We start from the raw sequence: 20,159 nt of genomic DNA on the forward strand, positions 1-20,159 counted from the left end.
CAGGTATGTCTTCCATCTCCGTAAACGGATACCTATCCACGCCCTTGATGCTGGAAAAAGCCCCGATCCGGTCCTTCGTGCACCACCAGAAATTGGAAAGCTTTCATCGGTACCACCTTTTCTTACTGTACATGGCCTTGCCTGTAACTATTGGCTAACCGCAGCCATTGCGGTTAGTCCCCTTTTGGCCGTACGAACACAGCCTCCTAAAGATAGAAAAATTCCAATAAAATTCAACTAGCTTTTTCATTTCTATTCCGCTTAGCTATCCAGCAAATCTCCCGGAGAGACGATCTGTCCCAGGTGTTTGCTGCTCACATGGGTATATACCTCCGTGGTCTTGCTGGAGTTGTGACCCAACAGCTGCTGAATGTACCGCAGGTCCGTACCCCCCTCCAATAAATGGGTAGCAAAACTGTGCCGCAGCATGTGCGGATTTACCTGCTTCCTAATCCCCGCTGCACCGGCATATTTACGAATAAATTGCTGAATACTGCTGCTGCTGTACATTCCCCCAAATTGTCCGGAAAATACGTATTCCTTCACATCCGCCGCAGCCAAGTAGCGCTTTAGCCGGTCCAGAATGCTTAGCGGCAGTAGGGTATACCGGTCTTTTTTTCCTTTCCCCTGTAGTACACGTACCATTTTTCGGTCTATTTCCAGATCCCCTTTTTTGAGCCGAATCAGCTCCCCTATCCGCAATCCTCCCCCATACAACAACATCAGGATCAGGTAATGCTTTTCGTTGACTTCACTGGCTTTTAGCAAGGCTTTTACCTCTTCCTTGCTCAATACTTTCGGAAGTACCTTTTCCTTCTTTGGACGACTGATATCGGAAAGTACCAATTTACCCCTACCCAAATGGGCAACATACAAGCGGAGCGCATTCACCGACTGGTGGATAGAGGCGGCGGACCCTCCCCGGGAAGACCATTCCTCGTGGTACCGATTGATGTCAGATACGGTTACCTCTCCCATATCCCGATCCAGCCAACGAGGATCATTGATAAAGCGCTCAATCATTTTTTTATAGGTAACCAGGGTCCGTTCACTGTAATTCCGGGCCTGCATCATCTCCAGAAAATCCACCCGACAACTTTTTCGATGGCCACCCTTGTCCCACTGCGCCTGATACTGTTGGAGCAATTCCATGTCCCTGATCTCAATCCCTTTCCGGAAATTCAACAGGGCTATTCCTCTAAGCTCCCGAATGAGGACCTGGAAATCGCTGGAGTCGTTATTGCCCACAAAGCACCGGTATGATTCATTCCATTTTAAGAAGGATTGTGCTTTTAGGAGTCGGTAGATGGGCTTGCTGTAGGAAAAGGAATACTTGATCAAGGTACACCCCTCGTGAAGTATGGGCATCGCCCATAACGTAGGTAAACCCATTCCCTGCCCACCTGCCTGCTTATCCGACTCGGGTTTCAATACCTGGCAGCCCGATGAATAGGTCACCGGTTCACGGTTCAGGTAATAGGTATTCAGCAGGGTATCGGGAAGACATAACTTCCTGAGCAACTGAAGGCTGTGATCCGAATAGTCCATTTCCCAGCGTCCCTGATCCGCCTGGAATTCCAACCAGGCCTGACCGGTAACCTTGCTTCTGAGCGGATGATCCGCTTTAAGCCGGAAATACACCCGGTCCCTGTTGCTTTCTTCGCAGAAATTCAAATAAACGGTGGCTTTCTTTTCCATCTTGATCTTTTTTTTGTGGTAAAAAAAAGAATTCGAAAAATAATATCCGTATTTTTACACGTGTATAAACGTTTATACACGTGTAAAAACACGGATATGGATCGGAAATGCCCCGAATGTGGAGATGTTATCCATGGTAGAGAAGATAAAATTTTCTGCTCGGACGAATGCCGCTTTCAACGACATAATCGAAACAAGCGGAAAAGCGAAAAAACCATTTTGGATATCAATAAGATCCTGCGGAAGAATCGGCGAATCTTGCAAAACCTCAACCCAATAGGACTGACGGCCGTTCGCAGGGAAATCCTCACCCGGCAGGGATTTGACTTCAATTTCTTTACCCACCAATACATCACCCAAAAAGGCAACTATTATTTTTTTTGCTACGAATACGGCTACGCCTATGCCGAGAAGGAGAAAATCAACGTGGTGACCTGGCAGGATTACATGAACCAACAGTTGGTCGGGTACCAGATTTCCACCGTGGATCCGGAGACCAATCGGCCGTAGCTGCCCGAGCCCCCCTACAAAAACCCCAGCACCCGCAGCGCCTGCAGGGTCAGGCTTTTTCGGGCTTCCAGAAATTCCCCATCACTGACTCCCGGGCCAGGGGCCAGGTTGCTGGCAAAAAAGTACACCGCTGCCCCCTGCTCCAGGTAGCCCACAAACCAGCCATTGTCTACCCCCTGATCCACCGACCAGCCGGTCTTGCCACTCAGCCGGTAGCCCTCGCTTTCCTCCATGACCATCAGTGCACGAAATACTGCCAGGGTCTCCGGACGCAGCGCCAGATCCCCCGCATATAGGCGACGCAAAAAGCGGATTTGTTCCATCGGGCTGATCCGCGAATCACCCCGCAGCCAAAATTGATCCAGGTTGTCGGCCCGCACATCCATCTGTCCGTAATCCAGGCGCCTCAGGTACTCCTTCATCCGGTCCAGGCCTACTTTCCGGGCAATTTCCTGGTAGCAGGGTACGCAGGAGAGGTGAAAGGCCTGGGTAACCGTCAAATCCTGCTCCCATTGGGCCATGCCCCGGGGCGCCCCGTCCCAGACAAACAGGCTTTGCGCATCCGCCACAATCCCCAGGTCCAGGGCAATCAGGGAATGGGGAATCTTGTACGTAGAAGCAGGCAACTGCCCCCGCTCGGCATGGGCGAAGTCGTTGGAATAGTACCGGTCTTCGCCCGCATCGTACACCAGCAGGCTGCCACGTAGCCCGGAGGCCTCCAGGATCTCCTGTAGGGCCGGAGAATGCTGCCTGCCCGCCCCCTGTGCCGCGGCCAAACCGGAAAGAAGTAGAAAGATCGTCCCGGTGCAGGCGATCCAAATCAGGTAGGGGTAGCTGCGCGTTCGGTTCATCCCAGTACTTTATGGCGTTCGAAAGGTTTTTGCCGGTCAAAGAGGTACCGGTACGTATGGTGCGTTTTGAAGATGCTGGCGTTTAGTTGCTCGCACACCCGCATCATCTTTGGATTGAAGTCGCCAATCCAGTTCATCTCAATGGTCTCGTAGGACAATTTCTTTTCGGCAATATTGTCCCGGTATTCGGTCACCATGGCGCTTTCCACGCCCTTGCCCTGAAATTCGGGCACCACCCCAAATACCAATCCCAGCATCTTGTCAGGAGGATGCACGGCCCGGTGCCAAAGAAATTTCAATTTGCCGATCAGATCCAGCTTGCCGTTGACGTACTTAAAGATCTGGTTGATTTCCGGAATGCTCACAAAAAAGGAAATGGGTTCCTCTTTGTAAAAGCCAAAGTAGACCAGGTACGGATCCACGATGGGCTTCATGTTTTTTAGGATCAGCCGAGCCTCCCGTTCGGAAATGGTCTTTCCCATATGGCCCGCCCAGGCCTTGTTATAAACGTTCATAAAATACTCCGGAAATTTGTCCCAGAGTTCCTTCCCCTTCAGGTAGCGGAAGGTGATGTTTTTGTCTTCGCGGATGATTTTGGCCCGGGCTTCGATCTTGGGGTCCATCACCACCCCCCGCACCTTGCGCATGTAGGTAAACTGCCGGAAATAAATCTGAAACCCGTATTCCTCGAAAAAGGAGCGGTAATACGGGAAATGCCAGTACATATTGTAGTTTGGCGGGGAAAAACCCTCCACCAGCAGGCCCCACCATTTGTCCCGCTCGCCAAAATTGACCGGGCCGTCCATGGCTTCCATCCCCTCCGCTTGCAGCCAATCCCGGGCGGCATCAAAAAGCAAAAAGGCAGCCGCTTTATCGTGAATACATTCAAAAAAACCCATGCCCCCGGTGGGCTGCTTTTCTTTCCACTTGGGGTTGACAAAGGCCGCATTCCGGCCAATGGTCTGCCCCTGATCGTCCAGCAGCAGCCAGCGAATGGCCTTTCCGCCACTTTTATACAATTTATTCGTTTCGGGATGAAACAGGTCCTCTATGTCCTTGTCCAGCGGCCGGATCCAGTTTTTCTCCTCCCGGTAAAGCCGGGCGGCCATCTCGACAAATTCCTTTTGCTGCGCTTGGGTGCTGACTTCTACTAACTGCATGGGTTGTGTATTTTGCAAACAATGGGTTATTCGGTACCGGGGCCGACGACCTCTCCGTACAGATCAAACTCGGTGGCATCGGTGATTCGGGCCTGTACAAAATCACCAATCCGGCAATACTGACTGCTGGCATCGATCAGGACCTCGTTGTCTACCTCCACCGAATCGTAGGCGGTACGCCCCACAAAATAACCTCCCTCCTTTTTATCGATCAATACCTTAAAGGTCTTTCCGATTTTTTCCTGATTGAGTTCGAAGGAAATTTGTTCTTGTACCTCCATCAGCCGATTGGCCCGCTCCTGCTTCACCTCCGCCGGCACCTCGTCGGGCAGGCTATGGGCATGGGTGTTCTCTTCGTGGGAATAGGTAAAGACGCCCAACCGCTCAAAGCGCATGCGCTGCACGAAGTCCATCATTTCCTCAAACTCCCGCTCCCCCTCTCCGGGATGACCGACGATCAGGGTGGTGCGGATGGCGATGCCAGGTACGCGTTCCCGGATCTCCCCGATCAGGGCTTCCTGCTTTTCCCGGGTGGTGCCCCGGCGCATGGCTTTCAGCACCGCGCTGGATCCGTGTTGCAGGGGAATGTCCAAATACTTGCAGATATTCTCCCGCTCTGCCATCACGTCCAGCACGTCCAGGGGAAAACCGGTTGGGTAGGCGTAGTGCAGGCGGATCCAATCGATGCCCTCCACATCGGAAAGTGCCCGCAGCAGGTCGGCGAGGCGGCGCTTCTTGTACAAATCCAGGCCGTAATAGGTGGAGTCCTGGGCGATCAGCAAGAGTTCCCGGGTACCGTTGGCAGCCTTGTGTTCGGCCTCTTTGACCAACTCCTCGATGGGACGGGACACGTGGCCTCCCCGCATCAGCGGAATGGCGCAGAAGGAACAGGGCCGGTCGCAGCCCTCTGAAATCTTCATGTAGGCATAATGGGAAGCATGCGTAAGCAAGCGTTCCCCCACCAGCTCGTGCTTGTAATCGGCTTTAAACTTCTTCAACAGGGCCGGCAAATCCCGGGTACCAAAAAAGGCATCCACCTGAGGAATCTCTACCTCCAGGTCGTCTTTGTACCGCTGGGAAAGACAACCGGTGACATAGACCTTGTCCACCAGGCCCTGCTCCTTGGCCCGGGCGTACTCCAGAATGGTATTGATCGATTCCTGCTTGGCATTGTCGATAAAGCCACAGGTATTGATGATGACGATGTTAGTGTCCCCGGCATTGGATTCGTGCCGGGCGTCAATGCCGTTTCCCCGGAGCTGGCTCAGCAACACTTCGGAGTCCACCAGGTTTTTGGAACAGCCCATGGTGATGATATTGACCTTGTCTTTTTTTAAGGTTCTTGCTTTCATAAATTCCTGCAAAAATACAAAATTTAGCCGACATACCGCCGGTATTTGGGCCCGCTCGGAAAAGATGTTACTGAAATATTAATTGACCGGTGATTTTATAACGAATCCTTAACCGGCGATCCCCGGCTTTCCGGGAAGGAAAACCTACTTTTGATCCAGTAATACAGCGACCATTTTTTTATTACTCCTTGAATCTTTTTTAAAAAGGCTCCGGTGTCTATCGGGGTCTTTTTCTTTTGGCCCTGGTAACCGCCATCCCCGCCCGAACAGATTTCCCTGCCGAAACCCGGCGAAAGGTTGGTTCCCTGTGCTTTTGTACCCGATATTTGCAAAAGCACCAAATGCCCCGCCCCAATGGAACGAACGCAACGCCTGAACGAGGAGTTTGCCAACAGCATTACCCACCTTTTTGGGGTACTGTTTAGCATCGTGGCCATTGCTTTGCTGGTGGTATTTTCGGTACTCAACGGCAGCCCGCTGGACGTGGCGAGTTGCAGCATCTTTGGCGGCACCATCCTGCTCATGTACACCTTCTCTACCCTGTACCATGCCTTTCCTCCGGGCCCGGTCAAGTCCCTGCTGCGCACCTTTCACCATATCAGCATCTATTTTCTCATTGCCGGTACCTATACCCCCTTCCTGCTGATCGGGCTGGGTGAAACAGCCGGCTGGATTTACCTGGCCATCGTCTGGGGCCTTACCCTGATCGGACTGGTATTCAAACTTTTTTACACCCACCGCTTTGCAAAACTATCGCTGGCCCTGTACATAAGCATGGGCTGGCTGGCGATCTTCTTTATCCGACCCCTACTGGCCCAACTCTCCCTTCCGACCATCCTGCTGATCGCCGCAGGAGGCCTGGCGTATACGGTGGGCGTCTTTTTCTATACGAACAAAAAAATGCGGTATGCCCATGCCATCTGGCACCTTTTTGTGCTGGGTGGCACGATCTTTCACTTTATGGCCATTCTTCGGATGGTCACCTGAAGGGCCGCAGCCATTTTTCCGGCAGGCTACCTGCACTCCTGTGACCCAGGTCACCGGCAATGGCACGAATTTCGCGTACCTTTAGGTAATCTTTTAACCAAAATAAACTGCACGATGAATTACCACATGGATCACGTAATGGAAGCTGCTTCCATCGACCTAGTCAAAGAAAAAGTAACAGCCGCCCTTAAGGAAGAGGGCTTCGGTGTATTGACCGAAATCGATATTCAGGCCACCATGAAAAAGAAACTGGACAAAGCCTACCCGCCCATGCTGATACTGGGTGCCTGCAATCCGGTCTTCGCCGACAAAGTGCTGACGGCCGACCCCCACATGACGGCCATGCTGCCCTGCAATGTCAGTATCCGACAACTGCCCGACGGCAAGTTTGAAGTGTCGGCCATTGACCCGGAAGCTGCCATGGTGCCCGTAGGCAAGGAGGAAATCAAACCCCTGGCCCGGGAAGTCAGGGAAAAACTGGCAAAAGTTATCGCCGCCCTGGCCTAACGGTGAAAGAGCGATTCGCTGAAACACGCTTTTGCTGCGAAAATTGAAAAATCTAATCGGGCCGAAAGACGACAAGGCGTTTAATTCCCTAAACCAAAACGTGCACAATTCCCTCCGCGGTGGCGGAGGGCAAAGCACCCAGCCCGTGCAGTTTCGGGAGGGATTTACCTACGTAACGACCCTAAAATAAATAGCTAAACTACCTGCCACTTACTGCTCAAACACCAGGGAATCGGGTTTCACGCCCAACTCCTGCAGCGCCTTTTCTACCGCCTTCATAAAGCCTTCCGGTCCGCAAAGGTAAACATGCCGGTTCGTGAAATCCGTGATTTTCTTTTCCAAATACGCCTTGTCGATCCTTCCCTGATCGTAAGCGGTATCGGCCTGCTTTTCGATGATGTTGTAAAACGTATGGCCCAATATGGTTTTAAGCTCCTCGAAAAGAATGATGTCATCGTTGGTCTTATTGGCAAATATCAGTTCGTTGGTACCTACCGCATTCTTCTGCCGCAAGTCCCGGAAAATGGAAATAAACGGCGTAATTCCCGCTCCTCCGGCGATAAACACGCCAGGCCCCTTGTAGGAAATGGCTCCCCAGGCATCGCCAATTTCCAGCCGATCGCCGACTTCCGCATCCCGTAGCCGCTTGGTGACCCCTTCGTGGTCGGGATAGGTCTTGATGGTAAACTCCAGGTTGGCATCGGAAGGCAAACTGGTGAAAGTAAAGGGACGCTTTTCTTCTTCCCAGCCTTCTTTCAGCAAACTTACTTCCGTGGCCTGTCCGGGTTCAAACGTATACCCTTCCGGCTTCTCTACCTGAAAAGCGTAGGTGTCGTGCGTTACTTGTTTTTTATTGAGAATTTGTACGTCAAATGTATCCATGATGATTGGTTAATGTGTTAAAAATCTACGGCATAAACCGCAAACATTGCACCAATTACTGGTTAGGAAAGGGATAATTTTTACTTTTGTTCGCACCATTTTTCCGGGTACCGCATGAAAACCAACGAAGATTTAACCGAAAAGGTATACGAATGGATCACCGATGAGGGCGAAGTGCGGGCATGCGCAAATATTTCGGAAACGGCCTGCCGGGAGACGCCCTATAATTTTGCCAAAAACGTGAGCAGCGGTGCCCTGTCCAAGCTAGCCGAACAGCTGGTTCACCCCGGGACCACCCTTCCCTGGATTCTGGCGGCCATGGGTGTACCGGGGGCATTTTCGGGCGCCCTGGTCCCCATCAAAGATGCGGGCTCCCTGCTGCCGCAGTTGCTGGTTTCGGCTAAAATCCGATCGTATCCCCGAAGAAAATGGTTTTGGGTCATCCCTGCCTGGGTTCAGGCCCTTTCCCTATTGGCCATGGCCGGGGTGGTATTGACCGCAGAAGGGGCATGGGCTGGCTGGCTGGTACTGGCTTGCCTGGCGATCTTCAGCGGCAGCAGCGGAGTAGCGAGCATTGGTTTCAAAGATGTCACCGCCAAAACCATACTCAAAGGAAAACGTGGGCAACTGCTGGCCATGCGGGCCACGGCCGGGGGTATCCTTACCCTGGTAGCCGGTGCACTGTTACTGACCGACCTATCCGAAGACAGTGACCGATACCTGCTCTTTTTGCTGGTACTTTCCGGCGCCGTATTGTGGGCGATTTCTGGAGTTATCTTTAGCCGTATCGTGGAAGAGAAGGGAGCTACCTCCGGAGGCAGGACGCCCCTACAGGAATTAAAAAAAGCCTGGGAGTTTTGGCAGGCGGACCGCAACCTGCGCCTGTTCGTCCTGACCCGGGGATTGTTGATGGCCATTCCCCTGGCCCAACCCTTCTTCGTTATTCTGGGGCGGCAACAGCTGGGGGAAGCAGTATCCAACCTGGGGCTGATGGTGCTGGCAGCCGGAATCGCCGGCGTGGTCAGCAGTCCCTTCTGGGGAAGGTTTGCCGACCGGTCCAGCAAAAAGCTGATGATGGTTGTCGCCGCTGTTGGCATGACGAACGTGGCCCTTATGGCTTCCTTCCCGCTCTGGCCGGATGTGCTGCAGCACCAGTACCTTTTTGTCCCGCTTTTTCTCATTCAGGTCATGGTACACGGAGGTGCCCGACTAAGCCGAAAAACCTATTTGGTGGATTTTGCGCCGGACGCGGACCGTCCCTCCTACGTATCCCTATCCAATACCGCCATTGGCCTCTTTACACTGATTGGCGCAGCCCTGGGCACACTGGCTGGGATTTTTGGCATTCAGGTGATGCTGCTCGTCTTTTCCGGACTGCTGCTACTGGCCCTGCTGGTGGGAAGCCAACTAGAGGAAGCGTAGGACGCGTCCGAAAAGAGCAAGCGAATTTTGTGTAGCAAAATTTGACTTATACCCTACCATTCCTGTATGTTATTTTATTAATGCAATTTTTTCACTATATTATTTTATAGATCCAGCTTATTTGTTTACATTTCCCCTACCAATAGGCCAGACAATGCGATCGGGTAGTAGGGAAATAAACAGGTAGAAAGAATGAATATCGCAATTTTAGGAGACAGCGCACTGGCCAGAAATCTGGGGTACCGGTACATGAACAGGGGCATCAACGTGGTTTTTGGCGTAAAAAAGAATTTTCAAATCACAGACATTGCCTGGAAAATCTACAACAAGAATTCCGACAAGGTTCTGCCTTATGCCGCAGCCATCGCCCATGCGGAGTTGGTCTTTATCTGTTGTGACACCAAATGCCTGCCCGGCATCTGTGACAGCTTGCTGCAGGTCAATGATCCCAATAAAATCATCATTGACTGCACCAATGGCACCTATGCGGAGGAAAACGCGGGCGAGACCTTCCCCCTCATGGAAAAGCTGGGCAGCAAAAACCTGTACAAAGCCTTCAATAACCTGGGCCTGGACTATCCCCTCTCCGATCCCCTGGGCGTCATTCAGGAAACGTACTATTGCGGAGCAAACAACGAAAACAAATCCAAGGTAAAAAAATGGATCGAATTGGCCGGTTTCAAGGCAATCGATGCCGGCGAATACGATAGCGCCCGACTCCTGGAGGCCTTTTACCACCTCAAACTGAAAATTGGCAGGCAGCAACAACAAAACAAGCAGTGTCACTTCAAGCTGATTTCCGTCTAAGGCACTTTCCCCGATAGGCCGGTAGGGTCGCCGTAACCTACCGGGAAATGCTGGTGCAGGCAGCTCCCGCAAGACTGACCCCCCCCCGACGCTCTTTTCACCCCCTATTCCAATTTTTTCATCGAAACACCTCCCGCTCCGGCTGCATGCAAGCGGATAGTCGGCCTGAACACAGGCAAGCACCGCAAATCGACCCGGGTCGGATACAAAAAAATTCCCGCTTAAAAACTAGCAGATAATAAATAAATAAATATATTTGGTGCATCATACATAAGCAATGCATTATACATTAAATCAACTGCAGGTCTTCTTAAAGGTTGCCCAAACCCAAAGCGTGACCAAAGCTGCGGAGCAACTCCACTTAACCCAGCCGGCAGTCTCCATACAGCTGAAGAATTTCCAGGCACAATTCGACATTCCCCTTACCGAGGTCGTGGGTAGGAAAATATACATCACCGAATTTGGAAAGGAAATCGCCGAAGCAGCCTCCGAAATCATCAATCAGGTAAACGGCATCAACCAAAAAACCCTGCAATACAAAGGACAGCTGGCCGGCCGACTGAAAATTACCATTGTCTCCACGGCGAAATACGTGATGCCGTACTTTCTTTCCGAGTTTTTGCGTAGGAATCCGGGGGTAGAACTGCTGATGGACGTGACCAACAAGCAGCGGGTGATCGAAAGCCTGGAGGACAACGAGGTGGATTTTTCCATGGTTTCCATCCTTCCCCAAAAGCTCAACCTGGAGCACATCGACTTACTTCCCAACAAGCTGTACCTGGTGGGTAACTCCAAAGCCTCCATCAACGAAAGCCTCACGATCAACGAACAGTTCAATACCTTGAATTGGATCTACCGGGAAAAAGGGTCCGGAACCCGGCAAATGATGGAGGCCTTTGTGGAACAAAGCCACTGGTCCATTGCCAAAAAAATCGAATTGACTTCCAACGAAGCCGTCAAGCAAGCCATCATCGCCGGACTCGGTTTTTCCATCATGCCCCTCATCGGGCTAAAAAACGAACTAAACAACGGCGATATTAAGATATTTCCGCTGGAAGGCCTGCCTATGGCGACCATGTGGCAACTGGTATGGGTAAAAGGAAAAAACCACAGTCCCGTAGCCCAGGCATTTATCGCCTACATCAAAAGGGAAGCGCCGGCCATCATCCAAAAGAATTTTGAGTGGTACATCAAGTACTAAGAAAAAGCCAAATCCGTTTCGCCGGGAAAAAGCCTTATCATTAATTTTATTTATGTACTTTATAATAATTATAAATTTTTATTAATTAAATATCCTCCTTAGGTTTGCAGGAACAAATAGTCCTTGTCTCATGCAAAAGAACCTGTATTTAGTTTGTCCTCTAGGTTTTGCGGAAAGCTATATCCAAAGAAAATTCGGATTGCATCATTATTTTCTCACCGCGCTGGGTTCGGTTTTCCGGTTTCAAGAGGTGCGGTTCGTCGAGGCAGTGGTGGAGTTTTTAAAAAATGGTCCGGTAGCCCAAATCATCCTGGTGCATAACCTGGATTGCCCCCTAAAAAAGAAAATCATCAACCACTCCCGGGAGTTGGATTCCTACGCGGAGAAGGAGCTATTTGAACTGTATATCGATCATTATTACCGGATAAATCCGCTCGAATCGGAACAGGAAAAGGTACGGGAACTGGCACTGCTGCATATCGGCAGCCTTTGTCAGAAGCTGGCACGGCATCCCCTGATCGAAGGAGTCCTCCGTGAGGAAGGAATAGGCATAGGGGGCATGCTGATCGATCCCCCTTGCCAAAAATTGGAAGCCGTACCTGTGGAAGCCTGGAAGCCATCTGCAATCTCCATTAGTTAAACTCGCTAATTGCCCCATTAACCCCGCTTATGAATTTACAACTACTCCTGCAGAGTCTGACCAACCCTGCCCTTTTGTTTTTTTTTCTCGGGATACTCGCAGTAAAGCTCAAAAGTGATTTAAAAATTCCCGATAATTCCTCCAAATTTATTTCCCTGTATTTGCTGTTTGCGATCGGTTTTAAGGGCGGACAGGAATTGGCCCACAGTCCTTTTGGCATGGAGATCGTCTGGTCTATCCTTTTTGGCATGGTCACCGCCTGCGTCATACCCTTGTATACGTTTTTTATCCTGAAAAAACGCATGGGGATCGAAAACTCCGGGGCAATCGCCGCTGCCTACGGATCGGTAAGTGCCGTCACCTTTGTGACCGCTGCCAGTTTTTTGGAAATTCAAAACTACACCTTCAGCGGTCATATGGTTGCCATCATGGCGCTGATGGAAGCCCCCGCCATCATCCTCGGGGTATTGCTGATTCGCTGGTTTGGTGCCGGTGAGGGCCGGGAAACCAGCCTGGGAGGCCTGCTAAAACATTCCATGACCAACGGAAGCGTCTTCCTTATTCTGGGGAGCCTGGTGATCGGCTTCCTGGCAAACGAGCAGGAGGCGGAAGGAATCAAGCCCTTTACCACGGATATTTTCAAGGGCTTTTTGGCGATCTTTCTGCTGGATATGGGGATCACAAGCGGCAAGAAGCTTTCGGATTTCTTGCGTTCGGGTTGGTTTACCAGTGTATTCGCCGTTGTGATTCCGCTGATCAACGGATCGCTGGTGGCCCTGCTTAGCGGCTGGGTTAGTTCGGAGCCCGGAGATCGGTTCATGCTGGCCATCCTGGCCGCATCTGCCTCCTACATCGCCGTTCCAGCTGCCATGAAGATGGCCGTCCCTAAAGCCAATCCGGGCATCTTCCTACCCATGGCATTGGCCGTGACCTTTCCAATCAATATCACGATCGGTTTTCCCATTTATTTTATGCTTATCCTGCTGTAAAAGAATTCCACCCCGGAGTGCCCACGGTTCATCGGCGCTATTTTCGCCCGCTGGCAAAAATACGGTTGACATTAAAGCCCAGTCGGAATTCCTCACCAGGAGAACCATTTCCCCCGGCAAGCAGGTACTGTTCGTTCAGGTTTTGGGAAGTGACGAAGTAGAGCTGAAAAACATGCCCCCCCGCTTCCAGATCGATTCCCAGCCCCAGGTTGTTCCGCAAATCGCTGTTCAGGTTTGGGATCCATTGCAGGGTCAGGGAAGACTTCCCGGTAATTTTGTATTTTCCGGAAAAGCCCAGCCCCAGGTACAACTGCTGCTCCCCTTCGATCAGGTAGGCAGGCAAGGGCTCGGTGAAATAGGCAAACATGGGGCTAAGTTGCAGGCTGAGTTTTTCCGAAAACTTCCGTGCCACCATCAGTTGCCCGGCAAAACTGCTCCGCTCGCTGAAGGTTGGCGCCGCTTCCTGCAAAAAACCGTAGTCGACGGTATTGACGCCCGCCGCACCCATCAGCGAAACGGAGATCGGAACACTCCCGCTCTCGGTTTGCTTGACCAGGTGGTACCGGCCAAACAGGTTGTAGAATTTATCCCTGCCCGATCGGGAGGCGCCCACCGAAAACCGCTCATCAAAGGCATATTCAAAGCTAAATTGGATATTGGCCCCATTATCCAGACCATACAGGTTGCGTAAGCCTCCGGACACCGGACCGAAGGTATGCATGATGGCGAAATGCAAGACCTTCTTGTCCAGCGGCTCCACCGTCAGCAAGTTGATGTGCCGGGGTGCATGGAAGGTCAATTCCGTGGCACGGTCGGCGTTGGCCAGTTTTCGTTCGAGTTGGGCCAGGGAAATTCCCTGCACCAGCAGAAGCGCCAGCGTCAGTAGGATCGATCGGTTCATAAATCAGTTTTTTTTAAACGTGCCTGGATGGTCACCGTTTGTGTTTCGGACAATTCGTAGAACATCAGTTTTGGAATCTCAATGTCAAAATCTCCCAATACCACCTCAAAACCGGTTTCCAAAAGGATTTCCGAAGCTGTAAGCTGGGTAAGGGTCCCGGTGATGTTAAGGAATTTCTCCTTCCCGTGCAGGGTAAAGGTGCCCCGGGCCTCTACCTCCAGAGGCTCGTTCATTTCCAGCGGGCCGGATTTTTCCAGGTTTCCGGAGAATTCTGCGAAAGGATATTTTTTTGTTTCCAGGTAATTGTCCCGCATGTGTCGATCCCGTAGCCCAATGCCCGTGTCCAGCGTATTGAGATCGATGTAAAAATCAATCAGGCCGCTTTCCAAGTCCAGCAATCCGTTTAGCTGGCTGGATTCACCCGTGAATTCATTGAGTGCCGCAGTCGACAAAAAGACCACCTCACCGGCCTCCGTCTGGAACCGCTGTGCGCTGGCCTCGCTTGCAAGCAGCAGGAGGATCAGCGAAAGAAAGCGCAAGACCATCCGCCTCATGACAAGCTGATGGTTAGGTTGTCCCCATCACGGCTGACCCCGTAGGATCTCAGCGGGCTGGAAGCAGGGCCATTGACCACCTGTCCGTTGGTATCGAAGCGGGAACCGTGGCAAGAACAGGTAAACACCTCGTTGCCATAGGACCAGTTTCGATCGCATTGGGAGTGGGTACAAACCGAGGTGAGCGCATTGAACTGCCCGTTGACATTGACCACCAAAACACGGGCCTGGGTGATCAGCAACCATCCCCCGGAACTCGCCAGGGCTTCGTTTCGATCCAAATCGATTTGCACGGCCTGCTGCGTCACCTGTATACCGTTGCCGGCGCCTCCACCGTTGCCCGCATCGGGATCGGGCATGGGATCTTCTTCTTCCGTGCAACTGGTAAAAAAGCCCAGCCCAAAAAGGGCCATGCAAGAGACCATTCCCGACTTTTCCAGAAACTGCCTCCGGTCAACCGCCAGTTTTCCTTGTTTGAATTCCGCTGTCTTTTTCATTTGAATTGGTTTTAGTTTTCGGGTACATCCGCCCCATAAAGTTGATTTTGTTTTCTATTGTTTTCTAAGCTACGAAGCCAGTACCCGCGCTGGATCTACTAAGGACATCTTTTGCCGACGTTTTCCGGTTTTCCGGAAGGCTATTCAACCCGGATACCAGCGAATAATCGCCCGTAAACCGGATCAAAATAGATGCATTTCCTTGCCGATTTCCCGCGATGCGCTACCTTTATAACTGACAATAAACTAGAGGAAATGAAATTTGTTTGTGCTGTACTCTTTCTGCTATTTCTGGCGTTTCCAGTCTCCCTGCAGGCTCAATCCACAGACCGTCAGCTGGTACCGGATTTTACGCTGCTCTTCCTGAATCTGGACACGTTGCCAACCCGGACCTATTTCCTCGATTACCAGCCTTCCTTCGATCCAGGTGGCGGACACTTGCAGGGCATGCAGCGTTTTGGGGAATCAGCGTTGTACCTGAGCGGTAGCACCGAAACCCACAGCTACATGGCCCTGGGGGATACCCAACGCAAGCGAATCGTGTCCGTAGACAGCCTGATGCCTGCCCCCTTTCGCCATGCAGGGGGCTTTCAGATTTACGGTCGGTACCTGGCCGTTGGCATCGAGGACAATCAAAAACGTACGACTTCCCGGGTACAGATTTACGACCTGCATGCGGAAAATCCCTGGTCCCAGCCACACTACAGCCTGCTCCGGGAGGGGGCCTACGAACGGGTCACGGCGGGAGCCGTCGGGCTTACCGCCTACCGGCAGAAACTATGGCTACTGGTGGCCAACTGGGACAGCCGAAACCTGGACATCTACACCTGCCCGAAAGCCGAATTTGAGCAGGGTACCGGATCCTTTGATCTGCAAATCAGTCTGGACGCAAGCAAGCTACCCCGATCCGATTGGTCGGACCCGGATTGGAATTCCTACCAAAACATCAATTTGTTTACCGATCAGCAGGAGCGCCTGTACCTGGTGGGTACGGGTAGAGACGGGGAGGGAAACCAGGTTGGGGACTTGTTTGAGCTCCAGACAGAAAAATCGCCCCCCTCGCTTCGAAAGCTGGCCAGCAAGGTCTTTCACCCGGGGGAGCCGGTGGATTTTAAAGCCGCTGCCGGTTTGGTGATCGGTTCCGGGGGAAGCCTGGAATTGCTCGGCGCCCCCTATCAGCTGGAAGGCCGCACCCGCATTGATGTGTTTTCCTCCCACGATAAGTAATACCGGTACAAAGGTGCTGGAGGATGGGGTTTTGGCCCGCCCATCCCTTATTTTTTGTCCGTTCAGTCGATCTCCAGCACAAAGTCCCGCACCCAGCGAAATGCCCTTCCGGGGGTGTACAGAAACTGGGCCATCATGGGCACGTGGCGCTTGTTGTCTTGCCGTTTAAAATTGGGTTCGGGCTCAAATTCCCGGTAGGCAGCCAAAAATCGGGCCGTTCCTTCCAGAATACTGTCGTAGGTTTTCCCTCCCATCAGGATGAGCAGCGGTGGCATGTCGTCGCGAAGGAAGTAGATCGGCGAGGTGGCTTTCCATACCTCCGGATCATCGGTGAATGTCTTCAGGTGCGAGGTCCCCGGTGCATAGTCCTGTTCCTTGAGGTACTGGTACATATCAAGGCCCGCCGCGTCGATCAATGCGGCGCCAGCCACGGGGTTGTCTACGCCAAGGCTGTCAAAATACCGGTTAGTAAGCGTCACCAGGGCGGCGAGGTGACCGCCTGCGGAATGTCCCGACACCACGATGCGTTCGGGATCTCCGCCATAATCTGCACTATTCGTGGCCACCCAATCCAATGCCTTGGCCGTGGCCAGACCCATGGCATGCACCTGATAGGCCGGACTCAGCGGATAATCGATGATCACGGTCAAAATCCCCCGACGGGCCATTCGTCTACCGAAAAAACCGTAGCGCTCCTTATTGCCCGATCGCCAACTTCCCCCGTGAACAAATACCAGCACCGGTACAGGTTCCGCGGCTCTTTTCGGAACAAAAAGCGAAAGGCGTTTTTCGGGCATTTCCTCCAGGAAGCCCTCTTCCATGTAGGGGATGTTTTCCGTCACGGTGATCCCCCTGAACGAACAGGAGGCCAGCACCGCTAGTAGCAGCATGCAAAGATAGTTTGCCATAAAATCGTTTTAATACATACCTTTGGCGAGTAAAAAGAGGCCAATTATCCGGCAATAAAAGAAAAATCACCACATAAAGGAAATAAACCGGTAACTCGTGGGCTCCCCCTGCGGCCCCGATCCTTCTCGCAACCAAAAGGAATCTTGTTTTCCATGAAACCCGATACGTACATACCCTTCCTCGACCTGAAGGCCGTCAACCAGCGATTTGAGCCTCAATTGAGCCAATCCGCCTTGCAGGTGGTTCGAGCCGGGCAGTATCTGGTAGGGGAACACACGGAAAAGTTTGAACAGGAATTCGGTGCCTATATCGGTACCCGCCATGTCCTTGCCGTAAGTAACGGGACCAACGCCCTGGAACTCATCCTGCGCGGCTACCGGGAACAGGGGCTGCTACAGCCAAGCGACGAAATACTGGTTCCGGCCAATACCTTTATCGCCACCTTCCTGGCGATCGTCAATCAGGGAATGGTTCCGGTACCCGTAGACCCCGACCTTCAGACCTTCCTCCCGGACCTGCCTGCCCTGAAACGTTCGTTGGGTACAAAAACCAAAGCCCTGGTGTTGGTCCACTTGTACGGAAGAACTGCCTATTCGGAAGCCATTGCCGAGTGGGCAAACTCCCAGGGCCTGCTGCTGATCGAAGACAATGCGCAGGCGGTGGGAAACCAATGGAATGCCAAAAAAACCGGCAGCCTGGGCCATGCAGCCGCCCATAGCTTTTACCCTACCAAAAACCTGGGCGCCATGGGCGATGCGGGAGCCGTGACCACGGACGATCCGGAATTGGCAGCGTGCGTACGGGCCCTGGCGCATTACGGAAGTACGGAAAAATACCGGTATGCCTATACGGGATTCAATTTTCGAATGGACGAGATTCAGGCGGCGGCTTTGCGGGTGAAGTTGCCCCACCTGGACCGGGACAACCAACACCGGGCCTTGCTGGCCGCCCGTTACCTGGAGCGCCTCAGCCATCCGGATTTGCTCCTTCCGGAGCCGGAAAGCAGGCCCTTTTACCATACCTGGCACTTGTTTACCGTTTTGACGGAACAAAGGGATTCCCTGCGCTCCTATTTGGCCAAACAGGGCATCGAAACGGCCATTCATTATCCGGTACCCCCGCATCGGCAGCCTGCCTTTGCCTCCCTTTTGCAGGGGTACCGGCTGCCCGTTACCGAGAAAATTCACCGACAAACCCTCAGCCTGCCCCTTCATCCCGCCCTGAGCGAGGAACAGCAGGACTACATCATAACCTGCATCAATCGCTGGTAATCCTTAGCGCCAGCGTTTGGCAAGGGTGTGTTTGGCGAGGATTCGTTTGGCGTCGGCCTTTACCTGGGGCAGGGATTGCGCCTTCCAAATGGCGTCCCGCGCTTTTTTGGAGGCCAATTCCGGGTCCACTACCGGCAAGGGATACGTTTCCCCCGGCTTGAAACGATAAAACTGTTGCTCAATGGGCGACATTTTCCAGGGTTCGTGGAAATGCGGAAACGGAATATCCGCCAATTCCGGCACCCATTTTTTGATAAACAGGCCCTCGGGGTCCTGCTCGCGGGACTGCTTTATCGGATTATATATCCGCACCTGATTGATGCCCGTCACCCCCGCCTGCATCTGAAGCTGGGGATAATGGATGCCGGGTTCAAAATCCAAAAACAAGCGAGCCAGGTGGGCGGCCCCCTCTCGCCAATCCAGGTTGAGCTGATGCGTAAGGAAGGAAACCAGCATGGCCCGCATCCGAAAATTCAGGTAGCCCGTTGCGGTCAGGCAGCGCATGCAGGCATCCACCAGCGGCAAGCCGGTCGTTCCCTGCTTCCAGGCCTCCAACAGGACCGGGTTTTTATCGTAGCCGTAGTCGCTAAAGCCGGTATTGATCGGGGCCAGCTCCATTCGGGGCTCCATTTCAAACTTTTGGATGAAATGGCAATGCCACCGCAACCGGGATTGAAAATTCCGGATTTGACCGGCGTGAACCCCACTTTTTCGTAGGGTTTCGGTGGCCTGAAACACCTGCCGTACCGAAAGATTACCCCAGGCAAGGTAGGGAGAAAGCCGGGAACAACTCCTTCGGCTCGCTTCCGGCTTGCTAATGTGTCGGCTGTAATCGCGCACCCTACCTTCCAGAAAGCTGCGTAGGTATCGCTGGGCTTTTTTTTCACCACCCTGCTGCATGCCCGCAGGGTTGGGTGCCGGGGGCTGCTGCCAAAAGAGATCCCTTAAAAAATCAAGGCGGTCGGGATTCAAAAACGTAGCGCGTTTCCAGTCCGGATCCTCCAGGGGCTGGTGCATAAAGGCATCCCACTGCTCGGACCAGCCGCTTCGGTTTTTTCTTCCCCGTTGCACGCCCTGCTGCGGCCATTCGCACCAGCTAATCCCCTGCTCCCGGCAATAAACGGTCACTGCCTTGTCCCGTTCATAGGTGAGCCGGATGCCGGTTTCCTGATGGGAATACAGGTAGCGGATGCGAACGTGCCGCTGAATCGTCTGCAAGGCTGCAAGGACCTCCGAATACAGGGTCAGGACCTTTGTTCCCACCGGCGCAAGAGATTGATTCAGGTCGCATAACCCTTCCCAAACGAAACGCCAGTGCCGGTTATCGCTTTGGTCGGCCTGCAGCAGGGAGGGTTCTGCCACGTATACCAGCAGGATCGGAAGCCCGCGCTCGATGGCCCCTTTCAGCGGGGCATGGTCGCGCAGGCGCAGGTCTCTTTTCAGCCAAACCAGGGTAATTTCTTCCATAACCGGAAAACCATTGGTACAAATAAAAGTTTACCAGGCATGCAACAAACTAGCGAAGACCGGGACCGCATTGTGGAAATGGCTTGGGAGGACCGTACCCCCTTTGATGCCATCTTCCGACAATTTGGGCTCCCAGAAAAAGAAGTCATCCAACTGATGCGCCGCGAATTGAAAGCAAGTGCCTTTCGAAGGTGGAGAAAACGGGTACAAAACCGGGCCACCAAACACGAGAAATTGCTCCCAAAAAAGGAGCACCGGTTTAAATGTTCCCGACAAAAGCCCATCAGTCACAACCAAATCACCTGATTTGAACCCGGCCGATTGCTT

Annotated in this window: 22 protein-coding genes; 12 read left to right on the top strand and 10 right to left on the bottom strand. The window is 52.6% G+C overall.

Translation table 11 applies throughout. The features are described from left to right. Positions 1-261 precede the first annotated feature (261 nt). Positions 262-1,698, bottom strand: a complete 1,437-nt coding sequence (gene xerA / locus GCU44_RS11905) for a site-specific tyrosine recombinase/integron integrase (RefSeq protein WP_154856603.1) — start codon at positions 1,696-1,698, stop codon at positions 262-264. A gap of 96 nt (positions 1,699-1,794) precedes the next feature. Between xerA and GCU44_RS11910 the strand changes: the two genes are divergently transcribed. Beyond that, positions 1,795-2,208 (top strand): hypothetical protein, encoded by a 414-nt coding sequence (locus GCU44_RS11910; protein ID WP_177179683.1) that lies wholly within the window; start codon positions 1,795-1,797, stop codon positions 2,206-2,208. Between the two features lie 14 nt (positions 2,209-2,222). On the opposite strand, the gene GCU44_RS11915 is transcribed toward GCU44_RS11910, so the two are convergent. Genes GCU44_RS11915 through rimO form a run of 3 tightly spaced genes read right to left on the bottom strand, consistent with a single transcriptional unit; the run spans position 2,223 to position 5,571 of the window. Then, on the bottom strand, positions 2,223-3,059 hold the full coding sequence (locus GCU44_RS11915) for a penicillin-binding transpeptidase domain-containing protein (RefSeq protein WP_154856604.1): 837 nt from the start codon (positions 3,057-3,059) through the stop codon (positions 2,223-2,225). Beyond that, positions 3,056-4,219, bottom strand: coding sequence for a hypothetical protein (locus tag GCU44_RS11920; RefSeq protein ID WP_154856605.1), 1,164 nt, complete (start codon positions 4,217-4,219; stop codon positions 3,056-3,058). Before GCU44_RS11920 ends, GCU44_RS11915 begins: the two co-directional genes overlap by 4 nt. Positions 4,220-4,245: 26 nt before the next feature. Continuing rightward, entirely contained in the window at positions 4,246-5,571 is a 1,326-nt protein-coding gene (rimO, locus tag GCU44_RS11925) for a 30S ribosomal protein S12 methylthiotransferase RimO (RefSeq protein WP_154856606.1), read from the bottom strand. Positions 5,572-5,925: 354 nt separating this feature from the next. Here rimO and trhA point away from each other — a divergent pair, with 354 nt between their 5' ends. The 3 genes from trhA to GCU44_RS11940 all read left to right on the top strand — a co-directional run bounded on the left by trhA (position 5,926) and on the right by GCU44_RS11940 (position 7,255). After that, on the top strand, positions 5,926-6,558 hold the full coding sequence (gene trhA / locus GCU44_RS11930; RefSeq protein WP_154856607.1) for a PAQR family membrane homeostasis protein TrhA: 633 nt from the start codon (positions 5,926-5,928) through the stop codon (positions 6,556-6,558). A 114-nt stretch (positions 6,559-6,672) separates the two neighbouring features. Beyond that, positions 6,673-7,065 (top strand): DUF302 domain-containing protein, encoded by a 393-nt coding sequence (locus GCU44_RS11935; RefSeq protein ID WP_154856608.1) that lies wholly within the window; start codon positions 6,673-6,675, stop codon positions 7,063-7,065. 43 nt (positions 7,066-7,108) lie between these two features. Beyond that, positions 7,109-7,255 (top strand): hypothetical protein, encoded by a 147-nt coding sequence (locus GCU44_RS11940; protein WP_154856609.1) that lies wholly within the window; start codon positions 7,109-7,111, stop codon positions 7,253-7,255. Between the two features lie 20 nt (positions 7,256-7,275). Here the strand turns inward: GCU44_RS11940 and GCU44_RS11945 are convergent, their stop codons facing one another. Continuing rightward, entirely contained in the window at positions 7,276-7,947 is a 672-nt protein-coding gene (locus tag GCU44_RS11945; RefSeq protein WP_154856610.1) for an FAD-binding oxidoreductase, read from the bottom strand. A 114-nt stretch (positions 7,948-8,061) separates the two neighbouring features. Between GCU44_RS11945 and GCU44_RS11950 the strand changes: the two genes are divergently transcribed. The 5 genes from GCU44_RS11950 to GCU44_RS11970 all read left to right on the top strand — a co-directional run bounded on the left by GCU44_RS11950 (position 8,062) and on the right by GCU44_RS11970 (position 13,006). Next, positions 8,062-9,369, top strand: coding sequence for an MFS transporter (locus GCU44_RS11950; RefSeq protein ID WP_154856611.1), 1,308 nt, complete (start codon positions 8,062-8,064; stop codon positions 9,367-9,369). Positions 9,370-9,561: 192 nt separating this feature from the next. Further along, positions 9,562-10,176, top strand: a complete 615-nt coding sequence (locus GCU44_RS11955) for an NAD(P)-binding domain-containing protein (protein ID WP_154856612.1) — start codon at positions 9,562-9,564, stop codon at positions 10,174-10,176. Between the two features lie 277 nt (positions 10,177-10,453). Then, positions 10,454-11,377, top strand: a complete 924-nt coding sequence (locus GCU44_RS11960) for a LysR family transcriptional regulator (RefSeq protein WP_154856613.1) — start codon at positions 10,454-10,456, stop codon at positions 11,375-11,377. 199 nt (positions 11,378-11,576) lie between these two features. Next, a complete protein-coding gene (locus tag GCU44_RS11965; RefSeq protein WP_154856614.1) occupies positions 11,577-12,017 on the top strand; it encodes a hypothetical protein in 441 nt (146 codons plus the stop codon). Between the two features lie 29 nt (positions 12,018-12,046). Then, positions 12,047-13,006: a sodium-dependent bicarbonate transport family permease gene (locus tag GCU44_RS11970; protein ID WP_154856615.1), complete on the top strand. Its 960-nt coding sequence runs from the start codon at positions 12,047-12,049 to the stop codon at positions 13,004-13,006. A 37-nt stretch (positions 13,007-13,043) separates the two neighbouring features. Here GCU44_RS11970 and GCU44_RS11975 read toward each other — a convergent pair whose 3' ends face one another. Genes GCU44_RS11975 through GCU44_RS11985 form a run of 3 tightly spaced genes read right to left on the bottom strand, consistent with a single transcriptional unit; the run spans position 13,044 to position 14,958 of the window. Beyond that, positions 13,044-13,907 (bottom strand): DUF5777 family beta-barrel protein, encoded by an 864-nt coding sequence (locus GCU44_RS11975; protein ID WP_154856616.1) that lies wholly within the window; start codon positions 13,905-13,907, stop codon positions 13,044-13,046. Continuing rightward, positions 13,904-14,461 (bottom strand): YceI family protein, encoded by a 558-nt coding sequence (locus GCU44_RS11980; RefSeq protein WP_241684929.1) that lies wholly within the window; start codon positions 14,459-14,461, stop codon positions 13,904-13,906. The genes GCU44_RS11975 and GCU44_RS11980 overlap by 4 nt, the downstream gene beginning before the upstream one ends. Next, positions 14,458-14,958, bottom strand: coding sequence for a QcrA and Rieske domain-containing protein (locus tag GCU44_RS11985; protein WP_092176480.1), 501 nt, complete (start codon positions 14,956-14,958; stop codon positions 14,458-14,460). Before GCU44_RS11985 ends, GCU44_RS11980 begins: the two co-directional genes overlap by 4 nt. 255 nt (positions 14,959-15,213) lie before the next feature. Here GCU44_RS11985 and GCU44_RS11990 point away from each other — a divergent pair, with 255 nt between their 5' ends. Then, the gene (locus GCU44_RS11990) at positions 15,214-16,185 is read left to right on the top strand and encodes a hypothetical protein (protein WP_154856617.1); all 972 of its coding nucleotides are present in this window, start codon (positions 15,214-15,216) and stop codon (positions 16,183-16,185) included. Positions 16,186-16,247: 62 nt separating this feature from the next. Here the strand turns inward: GCU44_RS11990 and GCU44_RS11995 are convergent, their stop codons facing one another. Further along, on the bottom strand, positions 16,248-17,093 hold the full coding sequence (locus tag GCU44_RS11995) for an alpha/beta hydrolase (protein ID WP_154856618.1): 846 nt from the start codon (positions 17,091-17,093) through the stop codon (positions 16,248-16,250). 153 nt (positions 17,094-17,246) lie between these two features. On the opposite strand from GCU44_RS11995, the gene GCU44_RS12000 reads away from it, so the two are divergent. Beyond that, positions 17,247-18,365 (top strand): DegT/DnrJ/EryC1/StrS family aminotransferase, encoded by a 1,119-nt coding sequence (locus GCU44_RS12000; RefSeq protein ID WP_154856619.1) that lies wholly within the window; start codon positions 17,247-17,249, stop codon positions 18,363-18,365. Positions 18,366-18,368: 3 nt separating this feature from the next. On the opposite strand, the gene GCU44_RS12005 is transcribed toward GCU44_RS12000, so the two are convergent. Then, a complete protein-coding gene (locus GCU44_RS12005; protein WP_154856620.1) occupies positions 18,369-19,832 on the bottom strand; it encodes a cryptochrome/deoxyribodipyrimidine photo-lyase family protein in 1,464 nt (487 codons plus the stop codon). Between the two features lie 39 nt (positions 19,833-19,871). On the opposite strand from GCU44_RS12005, the gene GCU44_RS12010 reads away from it, so the two are divergent. After that, complete coding sequence (locus tag GCU44_RS12010; RefSeq protein ID WP_154856621.1) at positions 19,872-20,138, top strand: TIGR03643 family protein; 267 nt, start codon at positions 19,872-19,874, stop codon at positions 20,136-20,138. Positions 20,139-20,159: the final 21 nt, after the last annotated feature.

It is taken from the genome of Cyclobacterium xiamenense (genome assembly GCF_009467825.1).
Classification (GTDB): Bacteria; Bacteroidota; Bacteroidia; order Cytophagales; family Cyclobacteriaceae; genus Cyclobacterium; species Cyclobacterium xiamenense.